The 12,090-nt window shown below is 34.7% G+C and carries 14 protein-coding genes; 10 read left to right on the forward strand and 4 right to left on the reverse strand.

Features of this window, described 5'->3' with window-relative positions:
- The first annotated feature begins 32 nt into the window (after positions 1 to 32).
- Positions 33 to 1,268: a serine hydroxymethyltransferase gene (glyA, locus tag H628_RS0103470; RefSeq protein WP_027825218.1), complete on the forward strand. Its 1,236-nt coding sequence runs from the start codon at positions 33 to 35 to the stop codon at positions 1,266 to 1,268.
- A gap of 29 nt (positions 1,269 to 1,297) precedes the next feature.
- Positions 1,298 to 1,888 carry a DUF4767 domain-containing protein gene (locus H628_RS07430; RefSeq protein WP_027825219.1) on the forward strand — a complete coding sequence of 197 codons (591 nt, stop codon included), beginning with the start codon at positions 1,298 to 1,300 and terminating at the stop codon, positions 1,886 to 1,888.
- A gap of 26 nt (positions 1,889 to 1,914) precedes the next feature.
- Here the strand turns inward: H628_RS07430 and H628_RS0103480 are convergent, their stop codons facing one another.
- The gene (locus H628_RS0103480; protein ID WP_027825220.1) at positions 1,915 to 2,739 is read right to left on the reverse strand and encodes an acetoacetate decarboxylase family protein; all 825 of its coding nucleotides are present in this window, start codon (positions 2,737 to 2,739) and stop codon (positions 1,915 to 1,917) included.
- A 359-nt stretch (positions 2,740 to 3,098) separates the two neighbouring features.
- On the opposite strand from H628_RS0103480, the gene H628_RS0103485 reads away from it, so the two are divergent.
- Entirely contained in the window at positions 3,099 to 3,614 is a 516-nt protein-coding gene (locus H628_RS0103485; RefSeq protein WP_027825221.1) for a macro domain-containing protein, read from the forward strand.
- A 99-nt stretch (positions 3,615 to 3,713) separates the two neighbouring features.
- Positions 3,714 to 5,207 (forward strand): peptide MFS transporter, encoded by a 1,494-nt coding sequence (locus tag H628_RS0103490; RefSeq protein WP_027825222.1) that lies wholly within the window; start codon positions 3,714 to 3,716, stop codon positions 5,205 to 5,207.
- Positions 5,208 to 5,267: 60 nt separating this feature from the next.
- Here H628_RS0103490 and H628_RS0103495 read toward each other — a convergent pair whose 3' ends face one another.
- The 3 genes from H628_RS0103495 to H628_RS0103505 all read right to left on the reverse strand — a co-directional run bounded on the left by H628_RS0103495 (position 5,268) and on the right by H628_RS0103505 (position 7,166).
- Positions 5,268 to 6,179, reverse strand: coding sequence for a peptidylprolyl isomerase PrsA (locus tag H628_RS0103495; protein ID WP_027825223.1), 912 nt, complete (start codon positions 6,177 to 6,179; stop codon positions 5,268 to 5,270).
- Between the two features lie 186 nt (positions 6,180 to 6,365).
- Positions 6,366 to 6,713: a YtxH domain-containing protein gene (locus H628_RS07215; RefSeq protein WP_051237960.1), complete on the reverse strand. Its 348-nt coding sequence runs from the start codon at positions 6,711 to 6,713 to the stop codon at positions 6,366 to 6,368.
- Between the two features lie 21 nt (positions 6,714 to 6,734).
- The gene (locus tag H628_RS0103505) at positions 6,735 to 7,166 is read right to left on the reverse strand and encodes an HIT family protein (RefSeq protein WP_027825224.1); all 432 of its coding nucleotides are present in this window, start codon (positions 7,164 to 7,166) and stop codon (positions 6,735 to 6,737) included.
- An 83-nt stretch (positions 7,167 to 7,249) separates the two neighbouring features.
- Between H628_RS0103505 and H628_RS0103510 the strand changes: the two genes are divergently transcribed.
- The 6 genes from H628_RS0103510 to H628_RS0103535 all read left to right on the forward strand — a co-directional run bounded on the left by H628_RS0103510 (position 7,250) and on the right by H628_RS0103535 (position 11,542).
- Entirely contained in the window at positions 7,250 to 7,993 is a 744-nt protein-coding gene (locus tag H628_RS0103510; RefSeq protein ID WP_027825225.1) for an ABC transporter ATP-binding protein, read from the forward strand.
- Entirely contained in the window at positions 7,986 to 9,152 is a 1,167-nt protein-coding gene (locus tag H628_RS0103515) for an ABC transporter permease (protein ID WP_027825226.1), read from the forward strand. Before H628_RS0103510 ends, H628_RS0103515 begins: the two co-directional genes overlap by 8 nt.
- A 13-nt stretch (positions 9,153 to 9,165) precedes the next feature.
- Positions 9,166 to 9,819, forward strand: coding sequence for a tRNA (guanosine(46)-N7)-methyltransferase TrmB (gene trmB, locus H628_RS0103520; RefSeq protein ID WP_027825227.1), 654 nt, complete (start codon positions 9,166 to 9,168; stop codon positions 9,817 to 9,819).
- A 62-nt stretch (positions 9,820 to 9,881) separates the two neighbouring features.
- On the forward strand, positions 9,882 to 10,202 hold the full coding sequence (locus H628_RS0103525) for a thioredoxin family protein (RefSeq protein WP_027825228.1): 321 nt from the start codon (positions 9,882 to 9,884) through the stop codon (positions 10,200 to 10,202).
- Between the two features lie 17 nt (positions 10,203 to 10,219).
- The gene (ytpR, locus tag H628_RS0103530) at positions 10,220 to 10,867 is read left to right on the forward strand and encodes a YtpR family tRNA-binding protein (protein WP_027825229.1); all 648 of its coding nucleotides are present in this window, start codon (positions 10,220 to 10,222) and stop codon (positions 10,865 to 10,867) included.
- A 138-nt stretch (positions 10,868 to 11,005) separates the two neighbouring features.
- The gene (locus H628_RS0103535) at positions 11,006 to 11,542 is read left to right on the forward strand and encodes a TetR/AcrR family transcriptional regulator (protein ID WP_027825230.1); all 537 of its coding nucleotides are present in this window, start codon (positions 11,006 to 11,008) and stop codon (positions 11,540 to 11,542) included.
- The last annotated feature ends 548 nt before the right edge of the window (positions 11,543 to 12,090 follow it).

Below are 12,090 nucleotides of genomic sequence, written 5' to 3' on the forward strand. Positions count from 1 at the left end.
TGTTAGTTTTTTTATTTAGGAGGGCTTGGCTCGTGAAATATGCAGAAAAAGATCCACAACTTTGGGATGCAATCGCCAAAGAAGAAGACAGACAACAACATACAATTGAATTAATTGCTTCAGAAAATATCGTTTCAAAGGCAGTTGAAGAAGCACAAGGTTCAGTTTTAACTAATAAGTATGCTGAAGGGTATCCTGGCAAGCGTTACTATGGTGGTTGCCAATATATTGATGTTGCAGAACAATTAGCAATTGATCATGCAAAAGAGTTATTCGGTGCAGCTTATGCCAACGTACAACCTCACTCAGGCTCTCAAGCTAATGCGGCAGTTTATCAAGCATTACTTAAGCCAGGTGACAAGATTTTGGGCATGGGAATGGATGCCGGCGGACACTTAACTCACGGTGCCAAGGTTAACTTCTCAGGTAAAATGTACCAAACTTATGCTTATGGCTTAAATCCTGAAACAGAAGAACTAGATTATGATGCAATCCGTAAGCAAGCACTAGAAATTAAGCCACAAATTATCGTGGCCGGAGCTTCTGCATATAGTCAGATTATTGATTGGGATAAGTTCAGAGCAATTGCTGATGAAGTAGGAGCCTACTTAATGGTTGATATGGCCCATATTGCTGGACTTGTTGCAACTGGTTATCATCCAAATCCTGTGCCAGTTGCTGACGTTGTAACTACAACTACCCACAAGACTTTAAGAGGTCCTCGTGGAGGGATGATTTTATCTCGCTCTGAAGAGTTAGGTAAAAAGTTTAATTCAGCTGTTTTCCCTGGTTCTCAAGGTGGCCCACTTGAACACGTTATTGCTGCTAAGGCCCAAGCATTTTATGAAGATTTGCAACCACAATACAAGACTTATATTGGTCAAGTAGTTAAAAATGCTAAGGCAATGGCCGCTGTCTTAAATGCTTCTGACACAATTAGAGTTGTAACTGGTGGAACAGCTAACCACTTATTAGTTTTAGATATTACCAAGACTGGCTTAACTGGAAAAGATGCTCAAAACTTACTTGATAGTGTCATGATTACTACTAATAAAGAAGCCATTCCAAATGATCCACGTTCACCATTTATTACTAGTGGTTTAAGAATTGGAACTCCGGCAATTACTAGTCGCGGATTTGATGAAGAAGATAGTAGAGAAGTTGCTAAGTTGATTATTAAGACTTTGGAAAATAGTGGAAATGAGACTGCATTAAAAGAAGTTGCTGATGACGTTCAAGCATTAGTAGCAAAGCATCCAATTAATTAAGAATATTACTTGAGTGAGGAGGAATTGATTTGAGAAAGAAACTTTTTGCAATTGCTGTTATTTTCGGCTTATTTTCAGTAATTTGTTCATTGGCATTTCCAAATATAAAGTTTGAAAATCAACCTACTCAAGTTAAGGTTTCGCGCAAAGCTAAAAAGGTTGAATCGCCAAAAAGTAAGCCTAAAAAAGTTAAGCAGGCTAAAGCTCCCAAAAAAGAAGTCGCTAAAATTTGGACAAAACAAAAAGACCAAGAACTGACAAACTTTATTAATACTTGGGGACCTAAGATAAATCAAAAGTATGATAAATTTGACGGAAAAAATCAGCTAAAAACTTATGCTGGTAGTAGTTTCCCAGATGATTTAGCTAAGGCTACTTATAACGGGCAAAAATTACAAATCGCTTGGGATCCAGACTTAAAGCAAAATCTGGCTTATCATATTGTGGCAATTTTCAACCATAACGGTACGCATTCTCATATCACTTACTTCTTTATCATTAAAGATAATAATCCGATAATTTTAGTTGATAATAATAGTAGCGCAGAAAAAATATATTTGACTAATTCAAATAACAAAGAATTAACTGACTTTTATAATCAATTAATTAAAGCTAAGTAAAGCAAGCAACAAGAGTGCTTGCTTTTTTAAATGCTTTGATAAAGCTTTGAGTCATAGCGACTAGTTATGAGATATTTCGTAACTTCTTCAGGATTAAGTTGGACGAGATTAGTTTGTGACTGGATGGTTTCAGTTTGAACTTCTAAGCGAATAGCACCGATTTCTTTTAGACAAAGTAATTCCGTCAGTGGATCATCAATGCTAGCATGAAGGGTGAGATTAAATGATCCGTTTTCAGATTTATTAATTATGCGTTGGTGCTTGAGAGTAACTAGCCGAGCTGATTCAACCTTTTGCTGCTGTAACTGATAGTCGATTGCAAATTGAAGATATTTATCTTGTTTCGCTAGTTCAATGGGGTCAATATTAAGATTAGTTGTCAGTGGGTCAGCATTCATCGCACCAGTAACAAAGTGAAAGTCAATTAGGGCGTGATTATTTCGAATTAATTGAGCGTTAAAGTAGTGCTTTAAACGTCCCTTTTCTTCTTCAAAATTAATTTTCTGAGCTAATTTAAGAGGTAAGCAATGATTTTTATGTCCTACTATCAAGGCAGCTTCAGCTCCGCTACCAGCAGTAAAAGCGGCTAAAGGATAAACTCCGATAAGTTGATTTAAACTAGCTAAAGTTGAAAAAGCAACAAAAGTAAATGGCTCCGCATAAGAAGCGGTTTTAATCTTACTTATTTCTAGATAAATTATGGGTTCTTCTAATTGTAAAGGTGCGGGAAGCAGGCGCGCTAACAGCTGCTCGGGAGCGAGGTAGGCAGCAAGATAACTGACTTTAGATACAGATAGAGGATTATTAGTAAAGTTGACTACATCCTGCTTTTTTAAAAGATAACTAGGCATGATACTCCTCCTTTCGTGTTATAGAGTATTTTCACCTTGATTGTAATCTCTTTCACAAGCAGAATAAAATATTACGCTTAGTTAATTTGTAGCCAAAAACGCAGACGAAATAAGTATTTAAATTAAGAGCATATTAGATGACTTTTAGAAAAAGGCGTGATACTATGAAAGTGTCCACAAGGATAATGTGGATAGGTGTTTTTAACATATTTTTCGTTTCATTTTTTTCATTTCATATACGTTTTATATTTTTAAATCACCTCCTTTCTATATTATTACTTAAACTTTAATTCCTCAGACTGCTACTAGCCCAAGTAGCAGTCTTTTTTTGCTATAATTTAGACAAAGAGGAAAACAAAATGGATGAATTTAAGTTAAACAAGCAAATTTATTTAATACAAGCAAGTGTAGTTACTTATCCAGCAGATGTGATTGTAAATGCTGCTAATTCTGCTTTAGCTGGTGGCGGAGGAGTTGATGGTGCCATTCACCAAGCAGCTGGACCTCAGCTTGCCCAAGCCTGCCAAAAACTAGGTGGATGCAAAACGGGTATGGCTAAAATCACTCCTAGCTTTAATTTGAAAACATGCAAAGCAATTATTCATGCAGTTGGCCCAGTATATCGCTTGAGCTCTAATCCCGAGCATGAATTAGCTAGTACATATTTGCAAAGTTTAAAATTAGCAGATGAACATGGTTTTAAGTCTATCGCTTTTTGTTCAATTTCAACTGGTGTTTATGGCTTTCCAATTAAAAAAGCAGCAGAAATTGCTTTGACTGTCTGTCAAAAATGGATAAAAACACATCCGAATATGAAAATTATCTTTTGTTGCTATCGGCAAAAAGAATATCAAGCCTACAGAGAGTTGGTATAGACACCCTTGCCTTTCTTGACTCATTCTTATTTTTTTCTTATAATTGCCATATTGTGTTTCTTTTTAGAAACAGGATAATCAATATGGAAGGATTCATTTATGAATAGTAAAGATAAGACCTTTTTTGGACAACCAAGAGGGTTAGCAACACTGTTTTATACAGTAATGTGGGAACGTTTCAGCTACTATGGTATGCGGGCAATCCTACTATTTTACATGTATTACGGAATTAAGGCCGGCGGTTTAGGAATGAACCCAACATTGGCAGCAAGTGTGATGTCAATTTATGGTTCATTAGTATATATTTCAACTATTGCCGGTGGTTGGTTAGCCGACCGTGTATGGGGAGCACATCGAACTACCTTTATTGGTGGGGTGCTGATTATGCTAGGGCACATTAGTTTATCACTTCCGTTTAGAGAAATTGGCTTATTCTTATCAATTGCTTTTATCGTAATGGGAAGTGGTTTGTTAAACCCAGCAGCTAGTGCAATGGTTGGTGACTTGTACGACGATAATGATAATCGGCGTGATGCTGGTTTTTCACTTTTTGTTTTCGGTATTAACCTGGGTGCAGTGATTGCCCCAATTGCAGTTCCATGGGCATCTTCTGGTTTTGGTGCAAACCTATTTTTAGATGGTCATACCAATAACTTCCACGCAGGATTTATCTTAGCTGCGATTGGGATGCTCCTTGGACTTATTCAATATAGCGTAACTGGTAGAAAGTATTTATCTAAAGAGGACTTTAAACCAGGAGATCCACTAACTAAAGCAGAGTTAAATGCGGTAATTCGCAAGTCTTTGTTGGGTGTCTTAATCTTAGTGGCTATTTTAGCAGGGATGTTCTTCTTTAAGTCATTAACTATTGATAACATTGTTAACTTAATTACTGTCATTGCAATTTTGATGCCAGTTGTATATTTCTGGATGATGTTAACTAGTGATAAAGTTACCAAGTTAGAAAAAAGTCGTGTTATTGCCTACATTCCACTATTTATCGCAGCTGCAATTTTCTGGGGAATTGAAGAATCAGGTTCAACTATTTTAGCGCTATTTGCTGCTAATCGTACTGTTTTACATATTGGTGGTTGGCACTTTCAAGCAGCCAATTTCCAATTACTTAATCCATTATTTATTATGATTTTAACGCCAGTCTTTGTTGCATTATGGAACAACTGGAAGAAGCAACCTTCAGCACCAGCAAAATTTGCCGGAGCGCTTGTATTTGCTGGTTTGTCATATATTTGGATGGCAATTCCTGGTATTTTGTTTGGAACAGCAGGCAGAGTAAGTCCATTATGGCTTGTTGGTTCATGGTTCATTGTCGAAATCGGTGAAATGCTTAACTCACCAATTGGGTTATCGACTACAACTAAGCTTGCTCCAGTAGCTTTTAAGTCACAGATGATGTCACTTTGGTACATGGCAGATTCAGTTGGTCAAGCTGTAACCGCTCAAACTGTTAAATTATATACTCCTGGTACTGAAGTACAATACTTCATCGGTGTTGGGGCAGTGAGTGTTATTTTCGGAATTATTTTAATGTTCTTAGTTAAACGAATTCACGGCCTCATGCAAGGAGTAGATTAAAAAGAAAAAAGCTCAACCTGGTCTTTTAAACTAGGTTGAGCTTTTTACGTTTACTTGCTATTAGTTAGCAGTGTTAGTGGTTGTAGTGGAACTGGTTGACATGTATGAAGAAAGAACATTCTTTAAGTCGTTGTCCTTGATAGATACATCAGCTCTCTTCAATACAGTTCTGATTACACTTTGCATAGTTGAAGTGTTTTGTTCCATTGATTGGTAGATTTGTTCATCAATTTGCTTCTTGTGATCAGCAAACTTACCCTTTGATGGGTGCTTAATCATCTTGATAATTTCGTATCCAGATTGAGTCTTAACTGGAGTAGTAGTATATTCACCATTCTTAAGCTTGAAAGCAGCAGTCTTGAAATCTGAATCTAAAGTAGTATCAGTAGAATCGAATGAAGGTAACTTGCCACCTTTATTCTTAGTAGCTGAATCAGTTGAGTACTTCTTAGCTAAATCAGAAAAACTAGTACCACTCTTTAATTGCTTAATAATGTCTTTAGCAGTATCTTCTTTTGATACAAGAATGTGAGCAACAGTAACTTTAGGTTGGTAACTCTTCCAAGCCTTTTGTTCTTGCTTAGCAGAAATCTTCTTAATATCTTTCAAAGCTGCAACTGTTAACAAGTTGGTTTCTAAGTTCTTCTTGAATGAAGAAGTAGTGTATCCATTTTGTTCAAGAGCTGCTTCAAATTGTGAACCATATTGCTTCTTGTAATTGTTGTATTCTTTATTAACTTCTTTTTGGCTAACTTTCTTGCCATATTGTTGCTTTAAAGCACGGTAGATAATCATGTTAGCTAAGGTAGTTTTACCAGCTTGAGAAGACTTAAGTTCTTTGTAGTATTCATCTTGGGTAATCTTGCCACCTTTGTAGTTAACAAGAGTTGCACTACTTGAGCAAGCAGTAGCAGTTAATGCAATACCTGCTACAGCAACAAGGGCTGCAGCTTTTTTCAAATATTTATTCATAAAAATAAAATCTCCACATCCTTAAAATATTACTGTCATATAATATAGCATAAAAAGTTATATATGTTTTTGAAAATAGATAAATTCACAAAAAATTCATAACTTCTTAAATACTACTTTACAAATATTTTTAAAATACAAAGATAGCAAAAGCTTTGTTGTCTTTGCTTTTGCTATGCAATTAGATTATTCATTTTGAAACTGACGGTTTATTTTTACTGCTTCATTTTTGAATTTTTCGGTTTCACTCTTTAACTCAGCAACTTGATTACTTAAACTTGATTGAAAGTTTGAGGTTTTGCTCTTGATTTCATCAATTGCATCTTGTGCAATTGGACTAGCTGCTTGTAGAGCTGCTAAATTTTCTTTAACTCTAGCTAAACTATTTGAAAAGTCATTTGCATCACTAGCAGTGCCATCTAGATAATCCTTAACATCATCTCTTAAACGACGATCATTTTCATCAGTTGGAAGTAAACTTGCAGCTACACCGACAGCTGCACCAATTAATAAACCAAATCCGAAAGCTTTCATTATTATTACCTCTTTACTTTATTAAAATTGCTTTCTAATCGCACTTGCAATTGCTTCGTATTTTTCTGGTGTATAATCATCAGCGTTATTGCGTGTAGCAATTTTGAAACCATCATTTTCAAAACGTGGAATCAAGTGAACGTGCGAGTGCATAACTATTTGATCAGCAGAAGCGCCATTATTTACGCCAACATTCATTCCAGTAATTCTAGGGTCAGCCTTCTTAATTGCTTTAGCGATTACTGGGATATATTGAAGATATTTTGCAGCATCTTCTTGACTATAATCAAAGAAGTTAATGATATGCTTTTTAGGCACCATTAAGGTGTGGCCTGGATTAACTTGAGAAATATCCAAAAAGGCATAAACATCGTCATTTTCAAAGACTTTGTAACTTGGAACCTCTCCTTTGATAATTTTGCAGAATAAACAATTGTCATCTAATTGGTTCATTTAGATTCGCTCCTTTAATCTTTAGTTATCCCTACTGTTCATGTTATCATAATTACGAGTTTAACTAATAAGGAAAATTATTTATGACATTAAAAATTAACAATTTAACTGGGGGCTATCATGGAGTCTCAGTTTTAAAAGATTTAAATTTAACCGTTGAAAAAGGAAAAGCAGTTGCCTTAATTGGACTTAATGGTGCAGGGAAATCCACAACCATTAAACATATTTTAGGTTTATTGCGTCCTCAAAGAGGATATATTGAATTAGATGGAATAAAACTGGCACAGGCACCGGAAGCTTTTAAGCAAAAGTTAGCATATATTCCAGAAACTCCAATTTTATATCCTGAATTAACTTTGAAAGAACATATTGAATTAACAATCTTGGCTTATCATTTAGATGAGGCAGAAACCTGGAAAAAGGCCAATGACCTTTTAACCAAATTTCGCTTAGATAATAAGCTTGATTGGTTGCCGATTCACTTTTCTAAAGGGATGAAGCAAAAGGTTATGATTGTATGTGCTTTTTTGGCAGCTAGTGATTTGCTTGTAATTGATGAACCTTTTACTGGGCTTGATCCACTATCTGCTCTTACTTTAATTGATTTAGTTCAAGAAGCTAAAAATCAAGGAAAAATGATTTTAATTACCAGTCATGTTTTAAGTGAAGTTCAAGATACTGTCGATCAATTTGCGGTTTTAAATAATAGAAAAATTGAAGTGTGTGGCAGTTTGAATGAAATTAAAGCTCATTATGGCTTGAGTGAGCAAGATTCATTTGACCAAATTTATCGTGTGTTGAGTAGAGAGCAGGTGCAACATGGATAAATTGGCAAAAAAGCGCATGAATGAATCTTTCAAGGTAAATATGAGCTATCTACGTTTAGTCTTTAATGACTTTTTTGTATTGGCCTTGATTTTTTTATTTGGTGCGTTTATGTATTGGTATGCACAAAATTTAATGCGCTTGCCCGATAAAATGTGGTTTTATCCTTTGATTTTAGCTTTAATTAGTAGTTTAACAATTATTCCAGGACAAATTGTTACCTATCTTAAAAAAGCTGATTTACAATTTTTATTCATTAAAAGTCAAAGTATGAATGAGTATTTTAAGCCACTAAAAAAATATAGCTTAATTTTTCCGAGTATTTTAATTTTATTAGTTAATGGTATCTTGGCACCTTTTGCCTTATTAAAAGCTGGAGTTAATTCAGTTAGCTTTTTGTGTTTGGTTATTAGTTTGCTTTTAGCTAAGGCAATTTTGCAAAAAGTTGAAATTCTAAGTTTTGATCTTAGTAAGAATGTGAAAGAACAGTACTTTTTTGTGTTGGCTTTTTTAATTAATATTTTGCAAGCTTATTTTTCTTGGACTAGTTATTTATATTTGATAATTGAACTTGCTGCACTAATCTTTTTAAGGAAAGTAAGTGTGCTTGATTTTGATTGGGAAAAGGCTTATCAATTTGAAAAGAATCGTCAAGAGCGGATTTATCTTTTCTATAGTATGTTTACCGATGTTAAAGAATTACGAGTGGTATTTCGCAGACGTAAATATCTGGATGGCATTTTAAATCTTCAGAAAACGCAAGATGCTGTACAATTCTTATATTTGCGGGCATTATTTAGAAATCCGGAATATATCGCCTTACTTGGTCGAATGTCAGCTTTTGCGATTTTATTAGCAATTTTAGTTGCTGATGTTAAATGGGCTACTGGATTAACGATACTAGTGATATTTTTAACGATTTATCAGTTATTGCCACTAAAACGCATTTATCGTCAACATGTTATGTTTCAATTGCTGCCAGCTAAAAAGAGCAATACACAGTTAATAAAAGTCATTAGTTTTGTGGTTTGGTGCCAAATTCTACTCTTGCAAGTAATAAATGTTTTAATATATCATTTTTCTTTAGTAAGTTTTGGTATCTTGCTAGGTGGCGGTGTTTTATTAGGACTATATTTACCACTAAAACTGAAAACAAAATAGGGAGAAAGACTAAATGAGATTAAGAAATAAGCCGTGGGCTGTAAAATTAGTAAATGATCATCCGGAAGCTGTAATTCAAGATCCAGATCCAGCTAAGAAAATTAACTGGGAAGAGAGAGTTGCTGATTTCTCACGACCACTTGAAGTTGAAATTGGGTCAGGAAAGGGCCAATTTATTACTACTTTAGCTAAGCGCCATCCAGAAAGGAATTATGTTGCAATTGAGTTGCAAACAACAGCAGCTGGAATTATTTTAAGAACAAAGCTTGAAGAAGAACTCGATAACTTACAAATTTTACGTGCTGATGCCATTAACTTGGCTGACTTTTTTGATGCAGATAGCATTGATATCTTATACTTAAACTTCTCTGATCCTTGGCCAAAAACACGCCATGAAAAGCGAAGATTAACTTATAAGAGCTTTTTAAAAAATTACCAAACTACGTTAAAGCCAGAAGGTCACTTAGAATTTAAGACTGACAATAGTGGTTTATTTAGCTACAGTTTAGTAAGCATAAATAACTTTGGTGCAAAATTCGACTTTGTAAGCGTTGATTTACACCATGAAGACGAAGAAATCTTGAAAAATAATGTTGAAACTGAGTATGAGCATAAATTTGCTTCAAAAGGAAATCCAATTTATTGCTTACATGCTAGGTTTAATTAGTTTACTTTTTTGAATTAATAGGCTATCATACTTTTAAAAAGTAAGTAGGAGGCACGAAAGCTATGGAAAAAATTGATGCTTTAACTAAGGAAAAATTTGCTGAAATTACGAAAGAAGGACGTGTAGTCCTAGAATTTTCAGCTACTTGGTGTCCAGATTGTCGCTTTTTGGATCCATTTTTACCTGAAATCGAAGCAGATTTTAAAGATAGTAAGTTTTACCAAATTAACCGCGATAATTCAATTGATGTGGCAAAAGATTTGGCGATTTTAGGAATTCCTAGCTTTGTTGTCTACCAAGATGGCCAAGAAATTGGTAGACTAGTTAATAAGGACCGCAAAACAAAAGATGAAGTGGAGACTTTTTTGCGATCACTTGATTAATGGAATGAGGACTAGAAATGATTGCAAGTATTAATAAACATGCTTATCCAAATACTTTGATTGTCATTTTGGATCAAGATAAGGGACGTAGTAGCTATGAAGAAAAGGGTTTAGTTACTCGCGTTCTTAATGAAGATGGTGAAGTTATTGGCTTTAATTTCTTTGATGTTGATAAGGTGTTAGATTATGATGCCTTACCAAATGGTGAAGTAAAGCTTAGTGATAGTGATTTGAACGCTTTGAATCAAGTTTTGGCTGACAACGGTTTTTCTGAAAAACTTGAAAATTCTAAGCCTACTTTAGTTTATGGCTTAGTTGAAACATGTGAAGCACACCCTGACTCTGATCACTTACATGTTACCAGTGTAAATGTTGGTACAGATGAAAGTGTCAAGATTGTTTGCGGTGCACCTAATATTGCTGCAGGCCAAAAGGTAGTTGTTGCTTTACCAGGAACATTAATGCCTAATGGTGCTCAAATTTGGCCAGGCGAACTTCGCGGTATTCCTTCATATGGTATGATTTGTTCTGCCCGTGAGTTGGGATTAAAACACGCTCCGCAAAAGCGTGGAATTATGGTAGTTCCTGATAGTTTTAAGGTTGGAGATGCATTTGAACCAACTAAATGTGATGAACTGCTTGCTAGTGGAACGATAACTTTATAATTTCAAAAAAGATTGAGGATTTTCCTCAATCTTTTTTTCTCATAAAACTAGTAATATATTACTAGTTTTATATTCTCTTCACATCTTCTGGAATTCTGATAATATAACTTTTCGTATAAAAAATTATAAGGAGAAGTTATGGAGAATCGAATTGAGCGAGCATTAAGCTCATATTATATTAAGAAGATTACGGTTACTCAAATTTGTCAGGAATTGGAAATTTCAAGGGTGGCATTTTATTATCGCTATCGGACTAGAGAAAAATTTTTAGCTGACTTGGTTGTAAAACAACTTAATAAGTTTCTACTAAGTTCAAAATATGGGGACCTTACTAGACGAGTTCATGTGCTTATTGAAGCTATTAGTGAAAATCCAATTTTCTGGGACAATGTCGCTAGAACAATTATGCATGAGCCTGAAGCTGGAAGAATAATTGAACGCGGAATTTATATGGCATTGAAAATTTATGCAGAAAATCGTGGTCCATATTCAAATTCTACTTTAAAAAGAGTGGCGATGAATTTACACCATACTGGATTCTTTTGGGCTCATCATGGTTTTAGGGAACATCCACATGTTCTTTTTCATGTGGTTGAGCCATTAGTAAAAGAAATTGAACAGCAAGCTGAATTAATTGATCATATTGAATATCCGTGTTTAAGGGATAAAACCTAAAAGAAGAAGAGACTACCCAAGTTTAAAAGACAGGTAGTCTCTTTTTTTGAAAAAAATCGAAAAAAACACTTGCCAAAATCAAACAAGCAATGTAATATATTTAAATGTCGTAGATGAACAAAACATCACGACAAAATAAATGTTAAAAAGTGCTTGACTTAGTTTTAAGTGTTTGATAACATATTTAAATGTCGCGAGCGAGAGAAGCGAGCGACAAAAAATAAAATCGAAAAAGTTCTTGACAGCTAGTTAAGAAGTTGGTAATATATTAAATTGTCGCGAGTCAATCAGGCGAGTGACGAAAGATATTTATCAAAAAAGTTCTTGACAAGAGATTTAAGGACATGATAAAATAACTGAGGCTCATAGCGAGCCAGAGTTAGTACTTTGAAAACTGAACAAAGTTTCGCTAAAGTGTGCGGGTGTAACAACCCAAACAAAAGCGAAGTCAATTCGCAAGCAATAAATTTGAGATAACAAATCAAAAAATCTGATTGAGCTAAGAGCTCATTTTAATTCAAAATGAGAGTTTGATCCTGGCTCAGGAC

This window comes from Lactobacillus psittaci DSM 15354 (assembly GCF_000425905.1).
In the GTDB taxonomy this organism is placed as follows: Bacteria; Bacillota; Bacilli; order Lactobacillales; family Lactobacillaceae; genus Lactobacillus; species Lactobacillus psittaci.

Bases quoted from the DNA above. Each gene is read 5' to 3' on its own strand.
- H628_RS0103480 (WP_027825220.1), bottom strand. From the start codon at position 2,739: ATGCCTAGTTATCTTTTAAAAAAGCAGGATGTAGTCAACTTTACTAAT.
- H628_RS0103485 (WP_027825221.1), top strand. From the start codon at position 3,099: ATGGATGAATTTAAGTTAAACAAGCAAATTTATTTAATACAAGCAAGT.
- H628_RS0103490 (WP_027825222.1), top strand. From the start codon at position 3,714: ATGAATAGTAAAGATAAGACCTTTTTTGGACAACCAAGAGGGTTAGCA.
- H628_RS0103495 (WP_027825223.1), bottom strand. From the start codon at position 6,179: ATGAATAAATATTTGAAAAAAGCTGCAGCCCTTGTTGCTGTAGCAGGT.
- H628_RS07215 (WP_051237960.1), bottom strand. From the start codon at position 6,713: ATGAAAGCTTTCGGATTTGGTTTATTAATTGGTGCAGCTGTCGGTGTA.
- H628_RS0103505 (WP_027825224.1), bottom strand. From the start codon at position 7,166: ATGAACCAATTAGATGACAATTGTTTATTCTGCAAAATTATCAAAGGA.
- H628_RS0103510 (WP_027825225.1), top strand. From the start codon at position 7,250: ATGACATTAAAAATTAACAATTTAACTGGGGGCTATCATGGAGTCTCA.
- H628_RS0103515 (WP_027825226.1), top strand. From the start codon at position 7,986: ATGGATAAATTGGCAAAAAAGCGCATGAATGAATCTTTCAAGGTAAAT.
- trmB (WP_027825227.1), top strand. From the start codon at position 9,166: ATGAGATTAAGAAATAAGCCGTGGGCTGTAAAATTAGTAAATGATCAT.
- H628_RS0103525 (WP_027825228.1), top strand. From the start codon at position 9,882: ATGGAAAAAATTGATGCTTTAACTAAGGAAAAATTTGCTGAAATTACG.
- ytpR (WP_027825229.1), top strand. From the start codon at position 10,220: ATGATTGCAAGTATTAATAAACATGCTTATCCAAATACTTTGATTGTC.
- H628_RS0103535 (WP_027825230.1), top strand. From the start codon at position 11,006: ATGGAGAATCGAATTGAGCGAGCATTAAGCTCATATTATATTAAGAAG.